The 24,443-nt window shown below is 65.6% G+C and carries 23 protein-coding genes and 1 pseudogene; 9 read left to right on the forward strand and 15 right to left on the reverse strand.

The window, feature by feature from the left end:
- Nucleotides 1-34: 34 nt before the first annotated feature.
- The 4 genes from A7X65_RS29870 to A7X65_RS42835 form a co-directional block, all read right to left on the reverse strand.
- Nucleotides 35-1,051, reverse strand: a complete 1,017-nt coding sequence (locus A7X65_RS29870; RefSeq protein ID WP_245323937.1) for a lysozyme family protein — start codon at nucleotides 1,049-1,051, stop codon at nucleotides 35-37.
- Nucleotides 1,052-1,346: 295 nt separating this feature from the next.
- On the reverse strand, nucleotides 1,347-1,742 hold the full coding sequence (locus A7X65_RS29875) for a YciI family protein (protein ID WP_063692075.1): 396 nt from the start codon (nucleotides 1,740-1,742) through the stop codon (nucleotides 1,347-1,349).
- A gap of 150 nt (nucleotides 1,743-1,892) precedes the next feature.
- Nucleotides 1,893-2,063, reverse strand: a complete 171-nt coding sequence (locus A7X65_RS29880) for a response regulator (protein ID WP_145667810.1) — start codon at nucleotides 2,061-2,063, stop codon at nucleotides 1,893-1,895.
- A 16-nt stretch (nucleotides 2,064-2,079) separates the two neighbouring features.
- A complete protein-coding gene (locus A7X65_RS42835) occupies nucleotides 2,080-2,244 on the reverse strand; it encodes a hypothetical protein (protein ID WP_167358299.1) in 165 nt (54 codons plus the stop codon).
- A gap of 3 nt (nucleotides 2,245-2,247) precedes the next feature.
- On the opposite strand from A7X65_RS42835, the gene A7X65_RS42135 reads away from it, so the two are divergent.
- Together A7X65_RS42135 and A7X65_RS29885 are read left to right on the forward strand one after the other, a co-directional pair.
- Nucleotides 2,248-2,574 (forward strand): hypothetical protein, encoded by a 327-nt coding sequence (locus A7X65_RS42135; protein WP_145667808.1) that lies wholly within the window; start codon nucleotides 2,248-2,250, stop codon nucleotides 2,572-2,574.
- 79 nt (nucleotides 2,575-2,653) lie between these two features.
- Nucleotides 2,654-3,451 (forward strand): helix-turn-helix transcriptional regulator, encoded by a 798-nt coding sequence (locus tag A7X65_RS29885; protein WP_063692077.1) that lies wholly within the window; start codon nucleotides 2,654-2,656, stop codon nucleotides 3,449-3,451.
- A 55-nt stretch (nucleotides 3,452-3,506) separates the two neighbouring features.
- Here A7X65_RS29885 and A7X65_RS29890 read toward each other — a convergent pair whose 3' ends face one another.
- From A7X65_RS29890 to A7X65_RS29905, 4 genes and pseudogenes are all read right to left on the reverse strand, one after another.
- Nucleotides 3,507-4,520 (reverse strand): ABC transporter substrate-binding protein, encoded by a 1,014-nt coding sequence (locus A7X65_RS29890; RefSeq protein ID WP_167358300.1) that lies wholly within the window; start codon nucleotides 4,518-4,520, stop codon nucleotides 3,507-3,509.
- 329 nt (nucleotides 4,521-4,849) lie between these two features.
- Nucleotides 4,850-5,614: a hypothetical protein gene (locus A7X65_RS29895; RefSeq protein WP_063692080.1), complete on the reverse strand. Its 765-nt coding sequence runs from the start codon at nucleotides 5,612-5,614 to the stop codon at nucleotides 4,850-4,852.
- A gap of 80 nt (nucleotides 5,615-5,694) precedes the next feature.
- Nucleotides 5,695-6,339: pseudogene (locus A7X65_RS29900) on the reverse strand (TSUP family transporter); the annotation flags it as partial.
- Nucleotides 6,276-7,172, reverse strand: a complete 897-nt coding sequence (locus A7X65_RS29905; protein WP_156528210.1) for an outer membrane beta-barrel protein — start codon at nucleotides 7,170-7,172, stop codon at nucleotides 6,276-6,278. The gene A7X65_RS29905 and the pseudogene A7X65_RS29900, both read right to left, overlap by 64 nt.
- A 366-nt stretch (nucleotides 7,173-7,538) precedes the next feature.
- Here A7X65_RS29905 and A7X65_RS29910 point away from each other — a divergent pair, with 366 nt between their 5' ends.
- Entirely contained in the window at nucleotides 7,539-8,438 is a 900-nt protein-coding gene (locus A7X65_RS29910; RefSeq protein WP_063692085.1) for a helix-turn-helix domain-containing protein, read from the forward strand.
- Nucleotides 8,439-8,524: 86 nt separating this feature from the next.
- Here the strand turns inward: A7X65_RS29910 and A7X65_RS29915 are convergent, their stop codons facing one another.
- The 4 genes from A7X65_RS29915 to A7X65_RS29930 are packed head-to-tail and all read right to left on the reverse strand — an operon-like array spanning nucleotide 8,525 to nucleotide 11,343.
- Nucleotides 8,525-9,793 carry a CCA tRNA nucleotidyltransferase gene (locus tag A7X65_RS29915; protein ID WP_063692087.1) on the reverse strand — a complete coding sequence of 423 codons (1,269 nt, stop codon included), beginning with the start codon at nucleotides 9,791-9,793 and terminating at the stop codon, nucleotides 8,525-8,527.
- Between the two features lie 10 nt (nucleotides 9,794-9,803).
- Nucleotides 9,804-10,067, reverse strand: coding sequence for a DUF6111 family protein (locus A7X65_RS29920; RefSeq protein ID WP_063692089.1), 264 nt, complete (start codon nucleotides 10,065-10,067; stop codon nucleotides 9,804-9,806).
- Nucleotides 10,064-10,735 carry a CoA pyrophosphatase gene (locus tag A7X65_RS29925; RefSeq protein ID WP_063692090.1) on the reverse strand — a complete coding sequence of 224 codons (672 nt, stop codon included), beginning with the start codon at nucleotides 10,733-10,735 and terminating at the stop codon, nucleotides 10,064-10,066. The genes A7X65_RS29920 and A7X65_RS29925 overlap by 4 nt, the downstream gene beginning before the upstream one ends.
- On the reverse strand, nucleotides 10,732-11,343 hold the full coding sequence (locus A7X65_RS29930) for a DUF1285 domain-containing protein (RefSeq protein ID WP_063692092.1): 612 nt from the start codon (nucleotides 11,341-11,343) through the stop codon (nucleotides 10,732-10,734). The genes A7X65_RS29925 and A7X65_RS29930 overlap by 4 nt, the downstream gene beginning before the upstream one ends.
- Before the next feature lie 276 nt (nucleotides 11,344-11,619).
- On the opposite strand from A7X65_RS29930, the gene A7X65_RS29935 reads away from it, so the two are divergent.
- From A7X65_RS29935 to A7X65_RS29960, 6 genes are all read left to right on the forward strand, one after another.
- Nucleotides 11,620-12,618, forward strand: coding sequence for an AAA family ATPase (locus A7X65_RS29935; RefSeq protein WP_063692094.1), 999 nt, complete (start codon nucleotides 11,620-11,622; stop codon nucleotides 12,616-12,618).
- Nucleotides 12,618-13,562, forward strand: coding sequence for a DUF58 domain-containing protein (locus A7X65_RS29940; RefSeq protein ID WP_063692095.1), 945 nt, complete (start codon nucleotides 12,618-12,620; stop codon nucleotides 13,560-13,562). Before A7X65_RS29935 ends, A7X65_RS29940 begins: the two co-directional genes overlap by 1 nt.
- Nucleotides 13,559-16,372 (forward strand): DUF4159 domain-containing protein, encoded by a 2,814-nt coding sequence (locus tag A7X65_RS29945; RefSeq protein WP_063692097.1) that lies wholly within the window; start codon nucleotides 13,559-13,561, stop codon nucleotides 16,370-16,372. The genes A7X65_RS29940 and A7X65_RS29945 overlap by 4 nt, the downstream gene beginning before the upstream one ends.
- Nucleotides 16,373-16,511: 139 nt before the next feature.
- Nucleotides 16,512-18,575 carry a hypothetical protein gene (locus A7X65_RS29950; RefSeq protein WP_063692099.1) on the forward strand — a complete coding sequence of 688 codons (2,064 nt, stop codon included), beginning with the start codon at nucleotides 16,512-16,514 and terminating at the stop codon, nucleotides 18,573-18,575.
- 365 nt (nucleotides 18,576-18,940) lie between these two features.
- On the forward strand, nucleotides 18,941-19,345 hold the full coding sequence (locus A7X65_RS29955; protein WP_063692101.1) for a DUF2946 family protein: 405 nt from the start codon (nucleotides 18,941-18,943) through the stop codon (nucleotides 19,343-19,345).
- Between the two features lie 148 nt (nucleotides 19,346-19,493).
- Entirely contained in the window at nucleotides 19,494-21,884 is a 2,391-nt protein-coding gene (locus A7X65_RS29960) for a TonB-dependent receptor (protein WP_063692103.1), read from the forward strand.
- A gap of 33 nt (nucleotides 21,885-21,917) precedes the next feature.
- On the opposite strand, the gene A7X65_RS29965 is transcribed toward A7X65_RS29960, so the two are convergent.
- The 3 genes from A7X65_RS29965 to A7X65_RS29975 form a co-directional block, all read right to left on the reverse strand.
- Nucleotides 21,918-22,400 (reverse strand): GNAT family N-acetyltransferase, encoded by a 483-nt coding sequence (locus A7X65_RS29965; RefSeq protein ID WP_063692104.1) that lies wholly within the window; start codon nucleotides 22,398-22,400, stop codon nucleotides 21,918-21,920.
- A gap of 117 nt (nucleotides 22,401-22,517) precedes the next feature.
- On the reverse strand, nucleotides 22,518-23,036 hold the full coding sequence (locus tag A7X65_RS29970; protein WP_063692105.1) for a GNAT family N-acetyltransferase: 519 nt from the start codon (nucleotides 23,034-23,036) through the stop codon (nucleotides 22,518-22,520).
- A 53-nt stretch (nucleotides 23,037-23,089) separates the two neighbouring features.
- Entirely contained in the window at nucleotides 23,090-24,232 is a 1,143-nt protein-coding gene (locus A7X65_RS29975) for a hypothetical protein (RefSeq protein ID WP_063692106.1), read from the reverse strand.
- Nucleotides 24,233-24,443: the final 211 nt, after the last annotated feature.

Below are 24,443 nucleotides of genomic sequence, written 5' to 3' on the forward strand. Positions count from 1 at the left end.
CATGTGGACGCGGTCGCGGCCGTCCAGCTCCGGTCTATTGCTTCGCCCCTTCGGCGGCAGCCGTGGCCATATACTTCGAATAGAATTCGGCAACCCGCGCGCGCCACATTCCGACGAAAGCGGCGGATGTCAGCTTATCGACCGATTTCCACGCCTGCTTGACGGCCGGGAGAGTATTCCGCCAGATCGCACGCTTGCACCATCTCTCGCCTTTTTCCTTGCCCTCGCCGGTGGCGCACATGGATTTCCAGGCGATGCGATCGGGTTGGCTGATGTGCTCGGCGGCGCCTTCCCAGCCCTGTTGATGGATCAGGTAGAGATCGCTCAGGGTCGGCCTCTGGCGCGTCACCCACTCGAACAGAACACCTTCGGTAATGACCTTGTACGCTGCCGCAACAGCATTGTCGCGGGGACTGCGAATCTGCCCCGACCCGAACTTGCTGAACTCATATTCGCTCAGCTGGAACAGGCCGATATAGGACCCGGTACGTTGCTTGGGATCGAAGCCGGATTCGATCTTCGCAACCGCTTTCATGAAATTGGAGTCGAGACCGAAAGCATCGGAGGCGCGCTTGATCTCCTCGATCGGCGTGCCGACAAGCGTGTCCTTGAACGACCTCAAGACGATATCCGCCGGCTTCTCGGCAGGCGGATATTCGGACCACACGTAATAGATCAGATAGCGGAAGTCCTGGCTCGCCGGTGCGGGGCTGGACGCATCATCGAATGTATTGGGCATTGCCGGCACCGGCTGCGCGGTATCACGGTGCTCCAATGCTTCCGATGTCGTCGCGACGGCGTCGTCATCGATCTTGGCCTGGGCCATCACTGACGGACCGGACGCAGCGCCGGGCGTTGCTCCAGGCTGGGATCCAGGTCCGGCAGGTATCTCCGATATGGCGGCGGAGGACGAAGGCGCACCGGACGTCTCGGCGCTCACGGCCCCCGCAGCACCGGGCACGCCCGCCCCTGGCGTGCTTGCGCCGGCCTCATGAAGCATCCCCGTGAATGCAATGACACCCACGATGCAGGCGGCCTGCAAGGCTTTCATTGCCCCCAACTCCGCGGCAGGGTTCCCGAAGGAAAGCTACTCCCATATTCCCCGCCGTCCAAGGCGGGGCGGCCGCGCTGACGCTTAACCGAAGCTGGCTGTTACCGAAATGAGACATTCGACGAGGGAACGAGCTGGGCTCCGCGAAACCAAACCCGCCGCCGACAGACGTGAAACAATCGCGCAAGGTCCACTTGCGGTCATGGCCGGAGATCCGCTGAGGTCAGTCCTGCGTCCATCAGGAGCGTTGCTCGGCTGAAAGTGAGGAAGGCAGCTCTCTCACTGTCGCATTTGATCAGATCGCGATCAGCCACCGGCGTACTGTGAATTCCCTATCAATGAACCCCGCCTTGTACAGCGGGTCCTCCTCCAAAACGCGCCGGGCCTCACGTTCGTCCGTGGCGTTGCAGAGGTACATGCCTTCTTTCAGGCCCTCGAAAGGCCCGGCCGCACGCAGGATGCTGGCTCGCTGCAACCGCACCAGATATCCAAGCCGCTCGGAGAACAGTCGCGCGAAATCTTCTGTTTGTCCCAAGGCCACCAATTCCTGAACCGTCGGGGCGCGACCGGCGCTGACCGCCTTCATCACGACGGCTCCGACACCGGGACGAGCGATTTGCGCGGTGAACTCAGAGGAAAGCTTCAGGACAATGGCGTAGACCGAGGCGCTTGGCTGCTGTTGAGGATTCATCACCAGACATCCTGCTGCTTGATCGCCTATATCGTCGGCACACGCGCACGCGCCCCGCCAGCCCAGGGAGCATATCCTAGCAGCTTGGCCAGACCTGTGCTCACATTCCTCCATGATCGATACAAGGTGCCCATCGCCGATCCCTGCCGGCTAGAAGAATCCGGCGCTGAGATCCAACCCCGATGTCAGCGACAGCAGCCACACGAACAGGATGGCTCCGCACAGCAGCACGGTCTGCTTGAGCAGCTCGGCCCGCAGCGACGATGCGGGAAACGCCCGCATGAGAGCGTTTGCGATAACGGCGGCGACGAGAGCCCGCATGACGGCTTCCAGCGGACTACCGGCCTGCCATCGAGCGACGCGCGTCTCGCACGAGCTCGCGCATCTGCCGCCGATGTCTGCGACCGTCTTCGATCTCCCAAAAAGCCCAGACGAAGCACGCTCCAAGGGAGACTGAAATCGCAACGAGCAGGAATGCCTGATCGGCGGCGCTCTTGATCATGAAATGTCCAATGCAAATCGAATTTCAAAACGAACGAAATGCGTTGAAGAACGCTCCGGTCAGGGAACGTTGACGCCCGGCATCGGACCGGTGGGGCGGATCGACACCTCGGTCGGTTGCAGCAGCGCAAAGGCAGCGAGCAAAATCAGAGCTGCGCATGGCAGCGTGATGAAAAAGCCGGGAAACCATCGCCTATTCACGCCACCGGGCATAGCGAGCCGGCGCGCGCTCATTGCTGTGCGCATCGTTGATCTCTCTCAATATCGCTACGGCGAGAGGACCGACCCTCCCAGCACCCATGCTGACTATGGCGTCGCGCGATACATCTGAGAACTACCTAGAAAGGTGGCCTGTCGTCGCTTATGAATGTTCGCGCAGGTCCACGGCCCGCACATGCTTTGGTAATGACATGCATCTCTCCACGGATCCCACCAATCCGCACAATCAAGAAATCTACGCACTCTGGGATCAACTCGCCGACTTCTCGGTCGGCAACGTCGATGCCGCGCTGACGCACCTGCTGTCCGCACTGTGCACGATGTTGTCGGCACGCAATGCGCTATGGGGCGTGCTGGTGCGGTTGCCTTCGCCGAAGCGGGCCGATCCCTTGCTCGGCTGGCGTCCGCGCCTCGTCCGGGTGCTGGACCCGATACCGGCCGTCGCGGCGTCCGTGCAGAAGCAATACGACAAGCTCTGGTCCGACAACGTCGATTTGTCCCAGATCATCTCCATGGCGGGAGACGAGCCGTTCCGAGTCCGCCTGCTGTTCGAAGCGCTGCCGCCGGCGTGGTTCGAGGGCGAGCACTATCGGCGGCACTATCTGGATGTCGGCTTCGCCGACAGCATTTCCGTGCGCATTGCGCTCAATGACGACGTGAGGGTTCGCCTGTTCGTGTTTCGCGATGCGCAGGCCCCCCGCTTCACGGCGCAGGATGCCCAGCTCCTGGGCTTCGTGATGCGCGGCTTGAGATGGTTTCAACGGCAACAACTGCTCAGCCACGGCCTGCTCATCGCCAACGCGTCCCTGACGCCCGCCGAACGCAAGGTATTGCTCGCCCTGCTCGACGGGCACACGGAAAAGCAGATCGCGCAGAAGCTCGACCAGAGTCCGAACACCACCCACTTCCACGTCAAGTCGATCTACGGCAAGTTCGGCGTGAGCAATCGCGCGACGCTCACCGCGCTGTGGCTCGGCAAGCTGCGATAGCGAACTGCGGCCGCGGTCTCATGGTGATCCGGCCCCCGGGGGGCTTCCAGCGTCCTCACTCGATCACTTCGTCGGTGCGGGCGAGAAGCGCTGCCGGCACATCCAGGTCTAGAGCCCTTGCCGTCTTGAGATTGACGGCCAACCACAGCTTGCTGGGAAATTCGATGGGAAGATCGCCCGGGCGGGCGCCCTTCAGGATCTTGTCCACGAAATAGCCGGCGCGCCGATAGCACCAGCGCAAGTCAACGCCATAGCTCACAAGGCCGCCGTGCATGATGTGCTCGCGATAGCCGAAGACGGTCGGCAGCCGCTTTTCGAGAGCGATAGCGCCGATCTGCTCGCTCATGTTGAGCAGCAGGTTGGTCTGAAGGACAACGGCGACATCGACCCCTTCGTTTGCCAGCGCCGCGAGCGCATTCGGAATGTCCTTCGCCGCACTGGCATCGGCTTCGACCACGCCGAGGCTCAAGGCCCCACAGGCTGCCCGCAAATCCCTGACTTGCGGCGGACCTTTGGGATCGTTCATGTTGGTCAGGAGCCCGATGCGCCGTGACTTCGGCGCGATCTCGCGCGCGAGTTCAATTTGCTTGGTCGGCAGACCCGCGATGTAGGGCTCGATGCCCGTGACATTTCCTCCCGGGCGAGCTTCGCTGGCAATCAAGCCGAGATGCACCGCATCGGCCAGCGCGGGACAGACAATCGGTATTGTCGAAGTTGCGTTCCGGGCCGCGACGGCTTCCAGTGTCGCAGGCACAACGATGATATCGGGCTTGAGCAGAGCCACCATCTCCTCCATCGATGGTAGCCGGTCGGGGAAGACGTCCGTTCGCCGAACGATATCGACGTTACGGCCTTGCTCGTAGCCGAACTCGGAGAGCCCCCTGACGAAATTGCCGAAGGCCAGGTCCACGATGAATTGGGGCAACGTCACCCCCGGAGGCGGAGCTCCCGCCCATGCGATGAGCGGACGTTTTCGCGCCGGCTGTGCGCTCGAGTGCCGACCGAACAATGTCGATCCTGCTGCAGCGCCAAAAGCGCCGAGATATCGGATGAATTCCCGCCGCTGCATGAGTCCCCCCGTACGGGCCACGCTATTGGGTGGGTGAGGTTAGCATCTTCCAGCGGTTTGCGCGGCAATTTAGCGAGCCGCTTGCCCCACGCGGCATTCGCCCGGGGATGGTCGAGATGACGACGAAGAGAAAGCTGACGACGGCCAGGCCGGGGCCGGACTTGCTTTGTCAGCCCGTGGCTAGCGCGCGGCGCCTTCCGCCTCAGGCTCGCAAGACGACGTTTGCGAATACTCGCGCCGGCGAGTTTCGCGCCGCATCTGAGCGATCAGGAATTCACGTGACCGTGCTTGCGGTGAGCCGGCACCTTCGTCGCGTCAAGCGCCTCGCATCAGCAATTGGACCGGCTGATTGCGAAATCGTACACCGGCCTGCCATCCGGCGACACGTAGACCAGATGTAGCGTGACCCCGCGGAATATTTCCGCACGAAACGTGGGACAAAAATAATCCTTCTGGACGCCCTCGTGGTGAGCACGATCTGCAAGCATGGCATTCATGGCGGCCGCGTCTCGTATTGTATAGCTTTCCTCGACCACGCCGTCGTGGGCGGCCGCCTGGTCAAGACGAAACCATCCACTCGGCCGTGCTTTTCGTGCTTCCTCGGCGCTGGCGACTTTCCTGGCCAGTTCCACAAGCGTGGCAGGATCAGCGGGCTGCAGTTTCGGCAACACCTCGCACACGGACATATCAATCCTGTAGTCGAGCGGCTCGCTGCCGTCGGAGGGCGTCAGGATTTCGTGGATCACGACGCCCTGCGCCATCGCGGCCATATTGCGTTCGGTGCAGTAGCGCGTGGCTTTGGTTACGCGGACCCGCTCGCTGTTGAAGCCATTCCTGAAGGCCGAAAAGAGGGACGGATCTCTTGTCACCCACCTCAATTCCACGACCTGATCGTGGGACGTCGCGGATTCAAACGCGACCGGTGTGTTGGGCGGCATCCTGGTCCCGCGCACGTCCATCTCATGCGCGATCTCTGCGGCCAGTCGCTCGGCAAGTCTTGGCCGCTGACTGTCGGCGGTTTGGCTTTTGACCTCGGCCCCGCCGGCCATCGCGACGACGAGCACGAAGAAGAATATCAGGCGTGATCCGATCATGGCTTGACCCACAGCTTGTAGTTGAACAAATGACAAAGTGTCAGCTGAAGTCAAGCTTGTCGCGATTATGCCGGCATCACCTACGCGATCAGTTGCTTCGCCGCCGCCGTGATCATCACCAGCCCGCCGGTGATGACAGCGACATCGAGGATCGCGGCGTGGATGTGCACCGGCATCCGCTCGACGAAGGCCTTGGCGAGGAAGGCACCGGGGATCGCGATGCCACCGATCAGGAGCGCGAAAGCGAGCACCTGCGCGGTCACCACGCCGGCGAGGCCGAACACGGAGATCTTGATGAGGCCGGTGCCGAGCGAGATCAGCGCGTCGGTGGCGATCACCGCGGCGCCCTCGAGGCCCGCGGCCATCAGCAGCGAGAGCAGGATCACGCCCGAACCTGACGTGCCGCCGACCAGCACGCCGTAGCCCACCGAGCCGGCGGCGAGTCCAGTGTCGCCGATCCTGACCTGACGCCGACGCAGCACGCGGCGCAGCGGCACGCTCAGGATCAGCATGCTGCCGATCACCAGCGCGGCGCCGGCATTGGTGAGGCGCGTGTAGCCGTAGGCGCCGAGCGCGGTCGTCAGCGCCGCGCAGGCGAGCACGATCAGCGCACGGCGGCGGTCGGCATAGCGGAGATAGGCAACAGCACGGCTCGCATTGGTCAGCATTGCGGAGATCGCGATGATCGGCACCACCGGCTCGGCGCCGACCAGCGGCACCAGCACCGCGCGGTGCTGAAGGTGGCGCGACCGACATTGGCGCTGATCGAGGCCGGCGTATCGCCGGGAATGAAGACCGCCAAAGCCGTTTCGGTGATTTTCTTCCCGGCAAGGCTTACATAGAGATATTCGGCCTTGAGGGTCGTGCGCTCTCCGAGAGCGTATTCAAATCCACCGCCCACGGTCCATCCCGCAGTTACGTCGCGCGACACGCCGGAAAAGCAGGTGGCGCCGCTCGCGCATGTGAAGCCGCTGTTGTCGGGCAGTCCATTCTCTGTGAAACGAACGGTACTATCGTTGATGTAACTTCCGCTGCGCGTGACCTGACCATAGGCCAGACCACCGGTGACATAGGTCAACAGCGTGCTGGTCGGCAGGTAGCCGAGGCGGGCCCGCACCGTGCCGAACCAGTCGATCCGCTCGTCAAAGGGGGCCGAGTATGGGCCTGGAATGGGCACCGGGGGCATGACACCGGAACTGACGCCTGAGCCTTTGACGCCGGACCAGTTGAAATCGGCCTCAAGGCCGACAAGCCAGCCCGTGCCGAGCTGTCGGTTGTAGCCGAACTGCAATCCGCCGAGCGCACCCGACGTCTTGAACGACGCTGCTGGCGGGATGCCGTCAGAAACAGACAAGGAACGGGTAGCGTCATCGTTCGGGGCAAAACTCAGGTCTCGATCGGCCCAGCCATAGCCAACGTTCACACCGGCATAAAATCCGGTCCAGTCATAGACGGGAACGGGCTTTGCCTTCACCGGCAGGTCGGCAGCCGATGCCGGCGACAGCATCATGGCTGAAACGGCAAATCCGGCCGCGATCAATTTTCTCATGTTTGGCATTCCCAGCGAGTCCCTCGTTCGGAATCACTAGCGGGTCGCGCCCGGGTCGTCTTGTCCGCGAAGGTGCCGGAGTTGATCGAAACGGCACGGCAGCGGGATCGCCGGTGAATGTTGTCTGGGCGCAACGGTCGGCCGCCGCAGGCTTGACCTGTCCGGCGCTGAACTTGACCTGAGATGCATGACTGTCCGCTTTTGCGGCAGCTTGGTGGAAAGGTAGGTGGATGCCTTTCTCACCGCGGTCATGATACGAATGGAGCCGGCGCGCGAGGATTTTGGACGGATATGCCGAAGATTGAATTTTCATCGGACCAGCTTCCATCACATCTGAATGACAGAGCCCGATTCCGCCTGTGGCACGACATATGGATGGAGCAGCTCGGCAATGCGGACATGAAGCATGCCGAGGACCAGCCATTCTACACCGCGTCGACGAATGTTCTGCTCGGCGAGTTGAGCGTCAGCCGGTTTGCCACGACGACAGGGCATTACGTGCGCACGCGCAAGCACGTGACCAATGATCGCGACGATATTCTCGTCGGCTTTTATCGCAGCCCTCAACCGCAATTATGGACGGTGGGAAACCAGGGGGTTGAGCTGAAACAGGGAAGCGTGGTCGCCTTCAACGTCGCCCAACCGGTCTCGAGCTTTACGAACGGCCTCACAGCCTGGAATCTGGCGTCCATACCTCGTGCGCAAATTCTGAAGCTCGTTCCGCATGCCGACAACCGTCCGGCCATGTTGCTCGACCCGGCCAATCCGGCGGTACGACATCTCGAGCGCACCATCGATTTTCTCCTTGATGCCGATGAGGTCTGCGAAGACCAGGCGTTGACACGTCACGCGCAGGCCATGCTCGGGGATCTGATCGTGCTGGCGCTCGGCGCGCGCGGTGAGGTCGCGGAGGTTGCGGCGGAACGCGGCTTACGCGCCGCGCGGCAGCGCGAGCTGATCGCGATCATCGAGAAGCGCTTCGCCGAGCCGTCTCTGTCGATCACGACCATCGCGGATGCCCTTCATCTGTCGCGTCGCTATGCAAGCGATCTGCTGCTCGAAGGCGGCGCGACATTCTCGGAGCGCGTTCTTGAACTGCGCCTGCAGAAGGCGCGGGCGATGCTGTCGGACGTTCGCTACGACGACACGAAGGTGAGTGACATCGCTTTCGCCTGCGGCTTCAATGAAGTGACCTACTTCAATCGCCGCTTCCGCGCTCACTTCGGCTGCTCACCGACGCAATATCGCATGGGAACGAACCACAGCGACCCATAATCGGACTTTCCGCCGGGCGCGGACCCGACGCGCTGCGCAAGTCTGCAAACAACACCATCAACTGTCGGCGAAGCCTGAAGCGATGGTCACGTTTTCCCGTCGCGGCTGACGCGTGCCGCAGCCTGATCGGCGATGGAAGCGAGCGCGGCTTCCTCCAGGGGAAAATCCGCCGCAAGCCAGGCGTCCTCGGCGAGTGTCAACACATGTCCGAGCGCGGGCCCTTCGGCGAGACCGCGCGCGATGAAGTCGGCGGCCTTCAGCGGGAATTTCGGCGCAGTCCAGCGCTGCGGCAGCTCGGCGAGCGCGCGCCAGCGCGGCGAATGCATCTCGCCTGCGGCCCGCGCCCAGCCGAGCAACGCGCGATCGTGATAGCGCTCGGGGCCGAGCCGGTAGAGCAAGCGCCGTGCATGGGCCTCGTCCATCGCGGCGAAGCGCCACCAGCGATGGCCCATCGAATCCAGCGCCTTGGCCTCGGCATTGGAGAGCCGCAGGCGCGTCGCGACGCGCTTGGCGTCTTCCGTGACGGCCACCGTCAGCGCGGCGAGGCGCCGCGTGGCGCTGGCGGACAGGCCGAGCTCGCGCTCGATCGCGATCATCGCTTCGAGCGGCCCGGTATAGGCGACGCCGCCGATCAGCGCCTGCAGCAATCCGCCGTCGGCCATCGCCAGCGCGGCCGCGGAGGCGCCGCCTGCGACCAGCAACTTCAGCATCTCCATGCGCACACGCTCGGCCGACAGGCTGGCGAGCCCCGCGCGTCCGCGGATGCAGGCGAGAGAGCCGTCGCGGTCGGGATCGCCGGCACCGAAGGCGGCGTGGATGCGGAAGAAGCGCAGGATGCGCAAATAATCCTCGGCGATGCGCTGGTCGGGATCGCCGATGAAACGCACGCGGCGCGCCCTGGCATCCGCGATCCCGCCGACATAGTCGTGCACGTTGCCTGCGGCATCGACCGACAGGCCGTTCATGGTGAAGTCGCGCCGCTCGGCGTCCTTGACCCAGTCGCGGCCGAACGCGACCTTCGCCTTGCGGCCGAAGGTCTCGGTGTCCTCGCGCAGCGTCGTGACCTCGTAGGGCAGGCTGTCGATGACGAGCGTGACGGTGCCGTGGTCGATGCCGGTCGGCACGCTCTTGATGCCGGCCGCCTTGGCGCGCCGCACGACTTCGTCCGGCAGGGCGGTGGTCGCGATGTCGATGTCGCCGGGCACGAGGCCGAGCAGCGCGTTGCGCACGGCGCCGCCGACCACGCGCGCCTCCTCGCCGTCCGCGTTGAGCAGTTGCAGGACGCGCGCGGTGCCGCCTGCCGTCAACCAGGGCGCATCGGCAAGGATCGGTGCAAGGATCGGCTCCGCACTCATCGCCCAGCCCCTATTTTTCCGTGCCCGGCACGAACTTGCCGTTGTCGATATGGGCGGGAATGTAGGTCGACTCCGGTCCGCCGCCGGAGAAATGCGCAAGGCCGATCAGGCCGGCGATCACGAGCGCCAGCGCGACCAGGGCGAGGCGGGCGACGATGGTGACCGGCCAGGACGATCGCGCGAACAGGCCGGACCGGGTGGCGGCCAGGAACAGCGCATAGACGGCAAAAGGGATGAGGAAGATTCCGAACTCGGTCAGGACCGGCCGGATCATGACGAGTAGATCCGCTCATACAGCACACGCAGCATCCCGGCCGTCGCACCCCAGATGTAGCGCTCCGCGAACGGCATGGCGTAGTAGAAGCGCTCCATGCCGCGGAATTCCTTGCTGTGCAGCTGGTGGTTCGCCGGGTTCATCAGAAAGGATAGCGGCACCTCGAACGCGTCATCAACCTCCGAATGGTTGATGGTGAGCGCAAAGCCGGGCCGCACTTTCGCGACCGTCGGCAGGATGCGGAAGCCGAAGCCGGTGCCGTAGAGATCGAGATAGCCGATCGGCTCGACGAAGTCCCTGGACAGGCCGACCTCCTCCTCGGCCTCGCGCAGCGCCGCATCGAGCGGCGACGAGTCGGTCGCGTCGATCTTGCCGCCGGGAAAGGCGATCTGGCCGGCATGGTCGTTGAGATGGGCCGAACGCTGCGTCAGCAGGATGGTCGGCTCGGGACGATCGACCACGGCGATCAGCACCGCCGCGGGGCGTACCGGCTGCTCGCGCGCGATGATCTCCAGCATCTTGTCGGTGCCGGGATCGCCCGAGGCCGGGATGATGTTGGGGTCGAAGAGGCCGGGCGGCACGTCGAAGCCGAGCCGGGCCCGCGAGCGGGCGAAGAAATCCGCCGCGCCGGTCGTAACGGGGCCGCTCTTCAGAATAGGCTTGTTCAAAGCGCGGCCCTCACCTGCTCCGCGTCGGCCATGGCGAAGAATTCGCCGGCCGACTCGACGCCGAACATCGGCTGGCCATCGACCATCCGCTCCTCGCCCATGTCAACCAGATCGTAGTAGAGCGCGCGGGTCACCTTGGCCCAGAGATCGGCGCGGACGTGCAGATACGGCGTCAGCCCGCCGTCCGCCGCCTGCTCGAAGCGCAGCCGGTGCGCGGCGTCGCAGGTCACCCAGTCGTCGACATTGGTGCGGAAGCTCAGCACGCGATGGTTGTCCTCGCCCGCCTTGAGCATTTCGACCGCCATGAACGGCGCGTCGTCGACGCGGATGCCGACCTTCTCCACCGGCGTCACCAGGAAATGCTTGTCGCCCTCGCGCTTCAGGATGGTCGAGAACAGGCGCACGAGGGCGTGACGCCCGATTGGCGTTCCCATGTAGAACCACGTACCATCGGACGCGATTCGAATGTCGAGATCGCCGCAAAACGGCGGATTCCACAGATGCACCGGAGGTAACCCTTTTTTGGTACCCTCGGCACCGGCAGCACTCTTGGCAGCGGCAGTCAGCCCCTCGAGACCACGATCGGCGCTCTGCCCTTGGTTCGCCATGGTTTGCCCTGACTTTGTCATTTGGCACGGATGTCGTTTGGCACGATTGGTGCAGGTCTACGTTGTATGCCGGTGGACGGTTCCACCCCGGATTTATCCGGTGTGGGAGGTCGCCACTTCGTGATGCCGTACATAACCCGAAGCCGATAAGGTGGGGATAGGTTAATTCAACGAATACATGGCCTTCCTGCAAGTCTAGCATAGGCCCATGATCTGGCGTGATGACCTGACGTGACCACGCAAGCGAGCCGCATGGCGGGCTGAAGGAGCGAGCGAATGGCGGAGAGTGTCGAGAAACTCGAGGACGGGATCGTTCGTTCGGCCGAGCAGGTGTCGGGTCAGATTCGCGCGGCGAAAGAGGCGATCGGCTCCGTCATCTTCGGCCAGGACCGCGTGGTCGAGAACACGCTGGTCACGATCCTCTCCGGCGGCCACGCGCTGCTGATTGGCGTGCCGGGCCTTGCCAAGACCAAGCTCGTCGAGACGCTCGGCGTCACGCTCGGTCTGGACGCCAAGCGCATCCAGTTCACGCCCGACCTGATGCCCTCCGACATCCTCGGCGCCGAGGTGCTGGACGAGAGCACCGCGGGCAAGCGCGCGTTCCGCTTCATCTCCGGTCCGGTGTTCGCGCAGCTCCTGATGGCCGACGAGATCAACCGCGCCTCACCGCGCACGCAGTCGGCGCTGCTGCAGGCGATGCAGGAGCAGCACATTACTGTCGCCGGCGCGCGTCATGACCTGCCAAAACCCTTCCACGTGCTCGCGACGCAAAACCCGCTGGAGCAGGAAGGCACCTATCCACTGCCGGAAGCGCAGCTCGACCGCTTCCTGATGGAGATCGACGTCGACTATCCCGACCGCGACGCCGAGCGCCGCATCCTGTTCGAGACCACAGGCGCGGAAGAGACGCTCGCCAAGGGCTCGATGAGCGCGGATGCGCTGATCACCGCGCAGCGGCTGGTCCGCCGCCTGCCGGTCGGCGATTCCGTGGTGGAGGCGATCCTGTCGCTGGTGCGCTCGGCCCGTCCGGGCGCGGAGAGCGGCGAAGCCGGCAAGTTCATCGCCTGGGGCCCCGGCCCGCGCGCCAGCCAATCCCTGATGCTCGCCGTGCGCGCCCGCGCGCTGATCGACGGCCGCCTCGCGCCCTCGATCGACGACGTGCTCGACCTCGCCGAGCCCGTGCTCAAGCACCGCATGGCGCTGACGTTCCAGGCGCGCGCCGAAGGCCGCACGATTCCGGACGTGATCCGGCAATTGAAGACACGGATCGGTTGATGGCGGCAGAGAACGGGCACACGGCGAAGGAGATCATCGCGATCCGACGTGCCGATGGCGAAAGCCGCACGCTCGCCGCTTCCCTGCCGCGCCTGGTGCTCGAAGCCCGCCGCATCGCCGCCAACGTCATTCACGGCCTGCACGGACGGCGCCGCGCGGGCTCCGGCGAGAATTTCTGGCAGTACCGCCGCTTCGTCTCCGGTGAGCCGGCGCAGAACGTCGACTGGCGCCGCTCGGCGCGCGACGACCATCTCTATGTCCGCGAGCTCGAATGGGAAGCCTCGCACACGGTGTGGATCTGGCCGGACCGCTCGCCCTCGATGGCCTTCGCCTCGAAGGCCGCGCGCGAGTCCAAGCTCGAGCGCACGCTGATCGTCGCGTTCGCACTGGCCGAGCTGCTGGTCTCCGGCGGCGAGCGCGTCGGCATTCCCGGGCTGATGGCACCGACCGCGAGCCGCAGCGTCATCGACAAGATGGCGCAGGCGATGCTGCATGACGATGCCGACCGCCTCAGCCTGCCGCCGTCCTTCGTTCCGGCCGCACTCGCCGAAATCATCGTGCTGTCGGATTTCTGGTCGCCGATCTCAGAGATCAAGACCACGCTCGCGGGACTATCCAGCTCCGGCGCGCACGGCACGCTGGTGCAGGTCGTCGATCCCGCCGAGGAATCGTTCCCCTATTCCGGCCGCGTCGAATTCGTCGAGCCGGAAGGCTTTGGCGTCATCACCGCCGGCCGCGCCGAGACATGGGCGCAAGACTACACCGCGCGCCTCGCGCTGCACCGCGACCAGATCCGCGCCGAGACAACCAAGCTTGACTGGCTGTTCACGACGCACGCGACCGACCGCTCCGCCGCCGAGCTGCTGCTGTATCTGCACGCCGGCATGCAGGTGAGCAAATCGGGTGCGCGCACCACCACCATCAAGGCGGGGCCGGCCGCATGATGGGATTGCCGCTCGCCTTCACCGAACCGCTGCTCCTGATCGGCCTCGTCAGCCTGCCGGTGCTGTGGTGGCTCTTGCGCGTGATGCCGCCGCGACCGCGCCGGATCGAGTTTCCGCCGACCCGCCTGTTGTTCGACATCGCCCCGCGCGAAGAGACGCCGTCGCGGACGCCGTGGTGGCTGACCGCGCTGCGCCTTTTGGCTGCGGCTCTCGTCATTTTCGCCGCCGCCGGGCCGATCTGGAATCCGCAGGTTGGAGCTGCCGGCAGCAAGGCGCCGCTGATGATCATGCTCGACGACGGCTGGAGCGCGGCCTCGAACTGGGACGTCAGGGTCCGGGCCGCCGACGAGCTGATCGCCAATGCCGACAACGACCGCCGCGCCATCGCGCTGGTGCCGCTGTCCGAGCCGAACCGCGACATCACCCTGATGCCGGCGGGCGCCGCGCGCGTCGCGCTGCGCCAGCTCGCGCCAAAACCCTATTCGATCGACCGCGTCGAGACGCTCGCCGCCGTCGACCGTTTCCTGAAAGCCACCGGCGATTGCGAGATCGCCTGGCTCTCCGACGGCGTCGACACCGGCCGCGGCGAGGAGTTTGTCGCCGGCCTTGGCAAGACCTTGGGGGATCGCAGCCTGACCATCTTCGAAGGCGGTACCTCCTCGCCGCTTGCGCTGGTGGCCGCCGAGAACGCCGCAGCAAAGATGACGGTGAAGGTGCTGCGCACCGACAGCGGCTTCGCCGCCGGCACCGTGCGCGCGCTCGACCAGAAGGCCTCGCCGATCGGCGAAGCTCGCTTCGCCTTCGGGCCGCAGGACAAGGAGACCGACGCATCGTTCGACCTGCCGGTCGAGCTGCGCAACGACATCACCCGGCTCGAGATCTCGGGCGAGCGTTCCGCCGGCGCGGTACAGCTGCTGGACAAGCGCTGGCGCCGCCGCGCCATCGGCATCGTCTCGGGCTCGACCAGCGAGACCGCGCAGCCGCTGCTGGCGCCGACCTTCTACCTCACCCGCGCGCTGGCGCCGTTCGCCGACGTCAGGCTCGCCGACAAGGGCTCGCCGCAGCAGGGCATCACGCAGTTCCTCGACCAGAAGCTGCCGATGATCATCCTCGCCGATGTCGGCACCATCGCTCCCGAGATCCGCGAGCGCCTCAATGCCTGGATCGACCAGGGCGGCGTGCTGGTGCGGTTCGCAGGGCCCCGCCTGGCGCAAGCCGAAGACGATCTCGTGCCGGTCAAGCTGCGCAAGGGCGGCCGCACACTCGGCGGCAGCCTGACCTGGGAGAAGCCGCAGCATCTCGCCTCCTTCGCCGCCGACGGCCCGTTCGCCGGCGTCGTGGTGCCCAAGGACGTCACCGTGAGCCGGCAGGTACTGGCCGAGCCCGACGCCGTGCTCGCCACCAAGAGCTGGGCCTCGCTCGAGGACGGCACGCCGCTCGTCACCGGCGAGCATCGCGGCAAGGGCGTCGTCAGCCTGTTCCACGTCAGCGCCGACATGCGCTGGTCGGACCTGCCGATGTCCGGCATCTTCGTCGAGATGCTGCGGCGTGTCGTCGACATGTCCGGCTACACCTCCAAGCCCGGCGCCGGCGTGGCCAGCGAAGGGACCACTGAAACGGTGGCGCCGCTGCATATCCTCGACGGCTTTGGCGCCTTCGGCCCGCCGCCGGCCACCGCGAAGCCCCTGCCTGCGGATTACCGCGACCGCGCCACATCAGATCATCCGCCGGGCTTCTATGGTCCTGCAGAAGGACCGCTCGCCGTGAACACGCTTGCCAGCGCCGACCGCATCGCCGCCCTGAACACTGCGAGCCTGCGCGCCCGGCACGCCACCTACACCAATGCCGAGCCGCGCGATCTGCGCGGCTGGCTGCTGTCGACCGCGCTCGGCCTGTTCCTGATCGACGCCATCATCGTCGCGCTGCTCGGCGGCGGCCTTGCCGCGCTGCTGCGCCGCCGTGCCGCCCCCGCGATGATCATCCTGAGCCTCGTGCTTGCGGGCACCGTCGCGCTGTCGCCGGCGCCGTCGCTTGCCGACAGCGCCGCCGACGAGTTCGCGATGAAGGCAGTGTCGCAGACGCGCCTCGCCTATGTCGTGACAGGCAATGCCGACGTCGATTCCATCGTGAAGGCCGGGCTCACCGGGCTGACGTTGTTCCTGGCGCAGCGCACTGCGCTGGAAGCCGGCGATCCCGTCGGCATCGATCCCGCGCGCGACGAGCTCGCCTTCTTCCCGCTGATCTACTGGCCCATCGTGCCCGGCGCGCCGAAGCCGCCGCAGGACGCCATCAACAAGATCGACGCGTACATGAAGCAGGGCGGCACCGTGCTGTTCGACACCCGCGACGCCTACGAGGCACCTCCGGGCGACAACGGCGCCTCGCAGACGCCGGGCATGCGCACCTTGCGCGATATCCTGTCCTCGCTCGATGTGCCTGAGCTCGAGCCGGTGCCGCGCGAGCACGTGCTGACCAAGACCTTCTACCTCCTGCGCGACTTCCCCGGCCGCTTCAACACCGGCCAGACCTGGGTCGAGACCCTGCCGCGCGATGAGGACGACGACAGCGCGCAGCGCCCGGCACGCGGCGGCGACGGCGTCTCGCCGATCATCATCACCTCGAACGACCTTGCCGGCGCCTGGGCCGTGCGTCCCGACGGCCAGTACATGCTGCCGGTGACCAGCGGCGACCCGCGCCAGCGCGAGTTCGCCTACCGCGCCGGCGCCAACATCGTGATGTACACGCTGACCGGCAACTACAAGGCCGACCAGGTACACGCGCCGGCCTTGATCGAACGGCTGGGGCAATGATGCGGGTGTTGAAACTCGATACCAGTCAAAACAAAGCCGTCATGGCCGGGCTTGTCCCGGCCATCCACGCCTTGCCGCACGGCACGGAGAACGTGGATGCCCGGGACAAGCCCGGGCATGACGAGGATAGGCTTACGCCATGAATTACGGCATCGCGTTCACGCCGCTTGTTCCCTCGATCGTGCTCTGGCTCGCGCTGGCTGCGATCGTCGTCATCGCGCTGCTGCTGGCGGTGGCGCGTGCGCGCGGCGCAGCCGTGCGCGTCGCCGCGCTGGCGCTGTTCCTGCTGGCGCTCGCCAATCCCTCCTTCACCCGCGAGGACCGCGATCCCCTCACCTCGGTCGCGGCGGTCGTCGTCGACAAGAGCCCGAGCCAGAATTTCGGCAACCGCAATCGCGAGGCCGCGCAGGCGCAGGAAGCGCTGGTCGACGGGCTGAAGAAGATCAAGGGCCTTGAAGTCCGCGTCGTCGAGGCCGGGCAGGCCGACGGCGAGACCGACGGCACACGGCTGTTCGGCGCGCTCGCCTCGGCCCTGGCGGACGTGCCGGTCGATCGCGTCGCCGGCGCGTTCCTGATCACCGACGGCCGCGTCCACGACATTCCCGCGAGCGCCGCCGCGCTCGGCTTCCAGGCGCCGGTGCATGCACTGATCACCGGGCAGAAGGACGAGCGCGACCGCCGCATCGCGATCACGGCCGCGCCGCGCTTCGGCATCGTCGGCCAGACCCAGACCATCACCTATCGCCTCGACGACCAGGGCGTTTCAGGCGAGCGCGCCAAGGTCACGGTGCGCCGCGACGGCGAGGTCATCAACGAGCGCACGCTCTCGAGCGGCCAGAGTGCGAGCGTCGACGTCGACATCAAGCATGCCGGCCCGAACATCGTCGAGATCGAGGCCTCGCCGCTCGAGAAGGAACTGACGCCGGTCAACAACCGCGCCGTCGTCGCCATCGACGGCGTGCGCGACAAGCTGCGCGTGCTGCTGGTCTCGGGCGAGCCGCATTCGGGCGAGCGCACCTGGCGCAACCTCTTGAAGTCCGACGCCAGCGTCGACCTCGTGCACTTCACCATCCTGCGCCCGCCGGAGAAGCAGGACGGCACGCCGATCAACGAGCTGTCGCTGATCGCGTTTCCGACCCGCGAGCTGTTCCAGCAGAAGATCAACGAATTCCAGCTGATCATCTTCGACCGCTATGCCCGCCAGGGCGTGCTGCCGATCGCCTATTTCGACAACATCGCGCGCTATGTCCGCGCGGGCGGAGCCGTGCTGGTCTCGGCCGGTCCCGACTATGCCTCCAACACCAGCATCTGGCGCACGCCGCTGGATTCGGTGCTGCCGGCGGAGCCGGTCGGCGTGAGCGAGAAGCCGTTCTATGCGCATTTGTCCGACATCGGCAAACGCCATCCGGTCACGCGCGGGCTGGAAGGCTCCGCATCCGAGCCGCCGCGCTGGAGCCGCTTCTTCCGCACCGTCGACACCCGCAATTCCGTCAACCCGCCGGTGATGACGGGCCTCGACGGCAAGCCGCTGTTGTTCCTGTCGCGCTTCGGCGAGGGCCGCGTCGCGTTGCTGCTCTCTGACCACATCTGGCTGTGGGCGCGCGGCTATGAAGGCGGCGGGCCGCATCTCGATCTGCTCAGGCGGATGTCGCACTGGCTGATGAAGCAGCCGGATTTGGACGAGGAGGCACTGCGCCTCCAGGTGCAGGGCAAGAATCTCGTCGTGGTTCGCCAGACCATGTCGGACAGCGTCCAGCCCGTGAGCGTGACCTCGCCGTCGGGCGTGTCGCAGGACCTCACGCTGAGCGCCGGCGATCCCGGCGAGTGGCGCGCCACCCTGCCCGCCAACGAGCTCGGCCTGTGGCAGGCGACCGACGGCACGCTGAAGGCGCTGATCAATGTAGGACCGACCAATCCGAAGGAGTTTTCGGAGGTCACCTCCACCACCGAGACCCTGAAGCCGCTGACGCAAGCGACCGGCGGCAATGCCGTGCGCGTCGTCGACGGCAACAGCGTCGAGCTGCCGCGCATCGTGCCGTCGCGCTCGACCAGCGTCTTCGCCGGCGACGGCTGGATGGGCGTGCGCATGCGCGACGCCAGCGTCGTGAAGGGCGTCGGCGTGCTGCCGATCTTCGCCGGCCTGATCGGCCTCCTGCTGCTGCTCGGCGCGTTCGCGGCGACGTGGATGCGCGAGGGGCGGTGATCCCTGATGCGTGATGCGATGCGCACCGCGATGGCGGTGCGTTTCGCCTGAGCTTGGCAAGGCCTGAGCAAGCGCCTCGTCCTTCGAGACGCCCGCGGCGGTCTCCTCAGGATGAGGCTGGGCGACAGCTTTGCTTGTCGAAATTGCAGCAGCGCACTCCGACCTCATCCTGAGGGCCCGCCGCGGGCGTCTCGAAGGATGGGCCACGGGCAAGCTGCCTAGTTGCCCGAACGACACATCGGATCGACCGCCTGCCGCCACCGATCTCCCTGCCGTTGACATAAGCGGACCAATCAGGCGATGTTACATTATAACATCGCGACGCCCTCGGATTGGCGCCTCGCGATGTGGGGTGGCGTTTGCAGATGAAGTGGTTCCGGTCGCATATCAGGCATGGTGCCCGGCTCGCGTTGTTCGCGATGCTGGTGCAATTCGCGCTGACGTTCGGCCATACCCATTGGTTCGCCCAGGCCGCCCCGCTCGCTACGAGCTCTTTCCAGCAGACCGACGGCGCCAAGGCGGCCGGCTCGGCCGACCGGCTTGCGGTCCAGAAGCAATCGCCCTCCGCGCCCGACCGCGAGCAGCCGGGCGACGATAATTGCGCCATCTGCGCCATCATCGCGATGGCCGGCACGGTCCTGTCGGCGACGCCGCCTTTGCTGCAGCTGCCGCAGGCGATCGAGCTGCTCTACCGCACCACCGATGCCGAATTCATCCATCTGAAATCGGCCAGCACGGCGTTCCAGCCGCGCGCTCCTCCCGCGTCCTGACTCCAGCCATCACTTGATCACGCCCGCCCTCGCCGCTTGCAGGCGATCGGCCGGGAGAAGCTGAAGTCGAATTCCGTCGCGCCGCGACGGCAGGCCGCCTCCGATCAACACACCCATATGCGGACGGCGCCTGAGTGGAATCAGGACCATGTCATTTGAATTGCGACGCGTGCAGCGTCTGGGCGGAGCGAGCCTGCTCCTGCTCGGTGCCGCCGCCACATCTGCGTTCGCCCAGGAGCTCGCACAGGCACCGACACAGGCGCCTGCCCAGGACAAGTCGTCGACGGAGATCCCGGCCGTCACCGTGACGGCGCCGAGCCCCATCGTGCGCCGGGTGGTGCCGACCCGCAGCCCGGTCCGCGTCGCCCGCACCGGACGCTCCCGCAGCCAGCAACGCACGGCGGAAGCAGCGCCGGCGACGCCGATGGCGACCGCGCCTCAGCAGGGCGTTCTCCCTGTTGTGACCAACCAGTTCGCCACGGTCACCGTGGTGCCGAACGAGGAGATCCGCCGCGAGGGCGGCGGCCAGCTCGGCGATCTCCTGTTCTCGAAGCCCGGAATCACCGGCTCGAGCTTCGCGCCCGGCGCCTCCAGCCGGCCGATCATCCGGGGTCTCGACGTCAACCGCGTCGGCATCGTCGAGAACGGCACCAATTCGGGCGGCGCCTCCGATCTCGGCGAGGATCATTTCGTCCCGATCGATCCGCTCGCGACCAACCAGGTCGAAGTGGTGCGCGGCCCGGCCGCGCTGCGCTACGGCTCGACCTCGATCGGCGGCGTCGTCAGCGCCACCAACAACCGGATTCCGGATGCGCTGCCGTCCTGCGCGCCGTCGTTCCAGACCTGGGGCTTGCCGACCAAGGCCCCGCTCGCAAGCGCCGCGACGTCGCCGTGCGTTACCGCCGAGACGCGCACGGCGTTCTCTTCGGTCGATCGCGGCGTCGAGAGCGGCGTGCTGCTCGACACCGGCGGCGGCAATTTCGCCTTCCATGCCGACGCCTATGGCCGCACCACCTCGGACTACAACATTCCCGCCTATCCCTACCTGAACGACCAGACGCGTCCCGTGAACGGACGCCAGCCGAACTCGGCGACGCGCTCGGACGGCGCCTCGATCGGCGGCTCCTATTTTTTCCAGGGCGGCTATATCGGCGCCGCGATCACGCAGAACGACTCGCTCTACCACATCCCGGGCATCGACGGCGCCGACCACCAGACGCGGATCGACGGTCACCAGACCAAGATCAACGTCAAGGGCGAGTACCGCCCCGACGCGACCGCGATCGACACCATCCGCTTCTGGGCCGGGGCGACCGACTACCGCCACAACGAGATTGGCCTGCTTGACCCCGCCGACCTCAACAGCGACGGCATACGGCAGACCTTCACCAACAAGGAGCAGGAGATCCGCACCGAGGTGCAGTTGATGCCGTTCAACGCGCGCTTCGCCGAGGTGACGACGGCGCTGGGCTTCCAGGTCGGCCATCAGGAACTGAGCGCGCCGAGCCCGGACAATCCCGGCACGCTGTTCAACGGGTTGTGGGACCCGAACAACAGCACGCGCGTTGCCGGTTACGCCTTCAACGAGTTCAGGTTCACGGAAGCGACGCGGGCGCAGATCGCCGGACGCATCGAGCATGTCGAGCTGCACGGCACGACGCCCGACTTCCCCGCGGACTATCTGCCCGACGGTACGCCGCAGGCGGCGATCTCGCGCAATCCCTCCTTCACGCCCAAGAGCGGCAGCATCGGCCTGCTGCAGGACTTGCCGGGCGGCATGGTCGGCAGCATCACCGCGCAATATGTCGAGCGTGCGCCGAAGGCGGCCGAGCTGTTCTCCCGCGGCGGCCATGATGCGACGGCGACCTTCGACATCGGCAATCCCAATCTCACCATCGAGACCGCCAAGTCGGTCGAGCTCGGCGTGCGCAGGGCGACGGGACCGTTCCGTTTCGAGGCGACCGTCTACTACACGCATTTCGACAATTTCATCTATCGCCGCCTCACCGGCGTGATGTGCGACGACGACTTCGCCTCGTGCGGCAATCCCGGCGCCGAGCTGAACCAGGCGGTCTATTCGCAACGCAATGCCAACTTCCGCGGCGGCGAATTCCAGTCGCAGCTCGACGTCGGCGCGTTCCAGGGCGGAATCTGGGGTATCGAGAACCAGTTCGACTTCGTCCGCGCCACGTTCAGCGACGGCACCAACGTGCCGCGCATTCCGCCCCTGCGGATGGGCGGCGGCGTGTTCTGGCGCGACGACAACTGGCTGATGCGCGTCAACCTGTTGCACGCCTTCGCGCAGGACAATGTCGCCGTGATCGCGGAGACGCCGACAGCGGGCTACAATCTGTTGAAAGCCGAGGTCAGCTACAAGACCAAGCTCGATCCGAGCCGGTTCGGCGCACGCGAGATGATCGCCGGCATCGTCGGCAACAACCTCCTCAACGAAAGCATCCGCAACTCGGTGTCCTACACCAAGGACGAGGTCTTGATGCCCGGCATCGGCGTGCGGGCGTTTGCGAACTTCAAGTTCTGATGTGGGGACGGTCGGGGCCACGGCCCCGACCACTCACGCCGAGCGCGTCAGCCGCTTCTCGAAGCGCCATTGATCCACCGGAAACGGCCCGTTCGACGTGTCCGACATCATCACGAATTGGCCGGCGTTGCGCCAGCCGCTCTTCTCGTAGAACCGCGCAGCGCGATTGTTGCCGATGGCGCAGGCCAGCCACGCCAGTTCGACGCCGCGCGCGGCGAGGCGCGCCTCTGCGTCGGCGATCAGCGCCGCGGCGATGCCCGTGCCGTGGGCCTGCGACGACACGAAGAGCTGGTACAATTCGTCATTCCTGATGGCGCAGAAGCCGAGCGGTGCGCCGGCTGGCCCCGCAACGCTGATGCCGGGAAGCATGACCGCCAACCGGTCGCGAAAGCTTGCGAGCGTACGGAGGCGGACCAGTTCGGGCGGTGCCAGCGCGGCATGCGATCCATGCCAGGCGTCGTGCCAGACTTGTGCGAGATGATCGATCTCACCGGTACTAGCGGGCCGCACCTGCATCGCCGTGACTCCGAATGATCGTAGCCCGGATGAGCGAAGCGACATCCGGGAAACCCGTCGCAACAGAGGCGCTGTCCCGGATTTCGCTTCGCTCATCCGGGCTACGAAAGACGATCCCTACCCTGCCCGCGCCTTGCTCCAGTCGGGGATCACCTGCCCCGACACGCCCTCGAAGGCGCCGTCGACGAGCTCGAACACCAGGATGCGGGCAGCATCGACCGGGCCCGGCATGGTGACGCGGCCCTTGGGGACCGGCTTGAAGCCGACGCGGCTATAATAGGGCTCGTCGCCGACCAGCAGCACCAGGCGGTGGCCTTTCTCCCGGGCGTCCTTCAGCGCTCGCTCCATCAGCTGGCGGCCGATGCCGCGGTCGCGGAACGGCGGCTCGACCGTGAGCGGCCCGAGCAGCAGCGCCGGCGTGTCGCCGACCAGCACCGGCAATTGCCGGACCGAACCCACCAGCAGCGTGCCGATGCGGGCCGTGAAGGACACGTCGAGCAGATGGTCGACATGCTCGCGGATGCGGTAGGCGCTGAGCACGAAGCGGCCCGGACCGAAGGTGCGCTCGTGCAGCCGTTCGATCGCCTGGGCATCGCCGGCGGCTTCAGGAAGGATAGTGACCGAGAGATCGTTCATTTGGGCATGCGTCTTCGAGCGAAATAGACCCGGGTTCGCGTCACGAAAACGCGTCAACGAGGGGAGCGGGATAACATCTCGGCGGGCCGGGGTCCATCGGGCTTGTGGCCGGCCAGCGCCGGTGCCGGACCGGAGGTCAGAACGGACCCGAACAGCAGGGTCCAGAGCGACAGCATCAGAACGGGAATGACGTAATACTGCGTGAAGACCGGGTGCGTGGCGAAGAACGCGAGGTTCAGCACTAAATTCGCGGCGACCAACAACGTAAGCTGCCTGACGCCGTCATGGCTTGCAAAACGCCACAGCAACGCAGTCCAGACGCAGGCGATCAGGATCACCGGCATCTGCGTATAGTCGCGAAGATAGGCCTGCAGGACGGCCGGATCGAGGTGCGGTGGGGCCGTGTCCGGGCCGCCATAGGCCGAGACCAGCGGATTGCCCGAATTGACGAGGTTCGCCGCCAAGACCGGCAACAAACCGACGAGGAACGCGAAGCCGAGCGCGAGGCCCGACACGAAGCTTTCGCGGTTGCGCTGGATCAGGAACGACAATCCGAAGAACAGGAAATAGCCGGCCGCAAGCACGACGTTGGCGATCCTGAAGCTCGCGGACAGGCCGAGCAGAACACCAACGATGGCGATCGTCGGCAAGCGGCGGCCTTGGCCGGCGAACAGCCTTGCCGTGAAAAGACCGGTCAACGCACAGACGACCATGGTCGGCGCCATCGAATAGCTGGCCTTGGTCGGATTGATCATGAAGTAGATCGAGAGCAGGCCGAACAATGCGGCGAGCGCCAGCGATACGGACTCCCGCGCCCGCCACACGCCGTACAGCGCAAATCCGGCGATGATCATGTTCGCCAGCGCGTAGAGCGGAACGACCTGGAACCCCTCGGGGAACAGTGCCAGCACGAACCCAGTGCCCGGCGGCGGTGTCATCACCGACTTGCTGCCGTCGGCGGTCTGGGTGTGGCAAGGCGCGCGCGTCGCGTCGTTCCAGTCCGGATAACCGATGCTGCGCAACTTGCCCGCAAGATAGCCGTCGGTTTCATGGGCGAGATTGGTGTCGAGCCCCTGCCATCCGAAGCGCTGGAACAAATGCGCCTGCCTGAGATAGCAGATGTCGTCATAGACGCCGCGGCTCTCGCTCCAATACGAGATGAGGCGAACATTGCTGGCCAGAATTGCCAGAAACAAAATCGAAATTAGTATTTTTACGGATCTCATAATGGTCTGCCAGGCGCGCCTGGCGCAGCTTGAAAAGGGTTCTGCCGCCTGTACAGGAAAAGCATCGGCAAGTATAGCAAGGCTGGAGCGCGATCAGACCTTGATCAATCGTCATCACGCTCAGGATTGTTGGGGCATGATAATTTCGGAAAATCGATAGACATCTTTCCGGATCATGCGC

It is taken from the genome of Bradyrhizobium stylosanthis (genome assembly GCF_001641335.1).
GTDB classification, from domain to species: Bacteria; Pseudomonadota; Alphaproteobacteria; order Rhizobiales; family Xanthobacteraceae; genus Bradyrhizobium; species Bradyrhizobium stylosanthis.

What these genes read in the sequence shown, in the direction of transcription:
- A7X65_RS29950 (WP_063692099.1), top strand. Translation starts at nt 16,512, where the DNA reads ATGAATTACGGCATCGCGTTCACGCCGCTTGTTCCCTCGATCGTGCTC.
- A7X65_RS29890 (WP_167358300.1), bottom strand. Translation starts at nt 4,520, where the DNA reads ATGCAGCGGCGGGAATTCATCCGATATCTCGGCGCTTTTGGCGCTGCA.
- A7X65_RS42835 (WP_167358299.1), bottom strand. Translation starts at nt 2,244, where the DNA reads ATGATCAAGAGCGCCGCCGATCAGGCATTCCTGCTCGTTGCGATTTCA.
- A7X65_RS29915 (WP_063692087.1), bottom strand. Translation starts at nt 9,793, where the DNA reads ATGAGTGCGGAGCCGATCCTTGCACCGATCCTTGCCGATGCGCCCTGG.
- A7X65_RS29965 (WP_063692104.1), bottom strand. Translation starts at nt 22,400, where the DNA reads ATGCAGGTGCGGCCCGCTAGTACCGGTGAGATCGATCATCTCGCACAA.
- A7X65_RS29875 (WP_063692075.1), bottom strand. Translation starts at nt 1,742, where the DNA reads ATGAATCCTCAACAGCAGCCAAGCGCCTCGGTCTACGCCATTGTCCTG.
- A7X65_RS29955 (WP_063692101.1), top strand. Translation starts at nt 18,941, where the DNA reads ATGAAGTGGTTCCGGTCGCATATCAGGCATGGTGCCCGGCTCGCGTTG.
- A7X65_RS29940 (WP_063692095.1), top strand. Translation starts at nt 12,618, where the DNA reads ATGGCGGCAGAGAACGGGCACACGGCGAAGGAGATCATCGCGATCCGA.
- A7X65_RS29870 (WP_245323937.1), bottom strand. Translation starts at nt 1,051, where the DNA reads ATGAAAGCCTTGCAGGCCGCCTGCATCGTGGGTGTCATTGCATTCACG.
- A7X65_RS29880 (WP_145667810.1), bottom strand. Translation starts at nt 2,063, where the DNA reads ATGCGGGCTCTCGTCGCCGCCGTTATCGCAAACGCTCTCATGCGGGCG.
- A7X65_RS29945 (WP_063692097.1), top strand. Translation starts at nt 13,559, where the DNA reads ATGATGGGATTGCCGCTCGCCTTCACCGAACCGCTGCTCCTGATCGGC.
- A7X65_RS29935 (WP_063692094.1), top strand. Translation starts at nt 11,620, where the DNA reads ATGGCGGAGAGTGTCGAGAAACTCGAGGACGGGATCGTTCGTTCGGCC.
- A7X65_RS29920 (WP_063692089.1), bottom strand. Translation starts at nt 10,067, where the DNA reads ATGATCCGGCCGGTCCTGACCGAGTTCGGAATCTTCCTCATCCCTTTT.
- A7X65_RS29960 (WP_063692103.1), top strand. Translation starts at nt 19,494, where the DNA reads ATGTCATTTGAATTGCGACGCGTGCAGCGTCTGGGCGGAGCGAGCCTG.
- A7X65_RS29895 (WP_063692080.1), bottom strand. Translation starts at nt 5,614, where the DNA reads ATGATCGGATCACGCCTGATATTCTTCTTCGTGCTCGTCGTCGCGATG.
- A7X65_RS29930 (WP_063692092.1), bottom strand. Translation starts at nt 11,343, where the DNA reads ATGGCGAACCAAGGGCAGAGCGCCGATCGTGGTCTCGAGGGGCTGACT.
- A7X65_RS29885 (WP_063692077.1), top strand. Translation starts at nt 2,654, where the DNA reads ATGCATCTCTCCACGGATCCCACCAATCCGCACAATCAAGAAATCTAC.
- A7X65_RS29910 (WP_063692085.1), top strand. Translation starts at nt 7,539, where the DNA reads ATGGAGCAGCTCGGCAATGCGGACATGAAGCATGCCGAGGACCAGCCA.
- A7X65_RS29970 (WP_063692105.1), bottom strand. Translation starts at nt 23,036, where the DNA reads ATGAACGATCTCTCGGTCACTATCCTTCCTGAAGCCGCCGGCGATGCC.
- A7X65_RS42135 (WP_145667808.1), top strand. Translation starts at nt 2,248, where the DNA reads ATGTCCAATGCAAATCGAATTTCAAAACGAACGAAATGCGTTGAAGAA.
- A7X65_RS29905 (WP_156528210.1), bottom strand. Translation starts at nt 7,172, where the DNA reads ATGCCAAACATGAGAAAATTGATCGCGGCCGGATTTGCCGTTTCAGCC.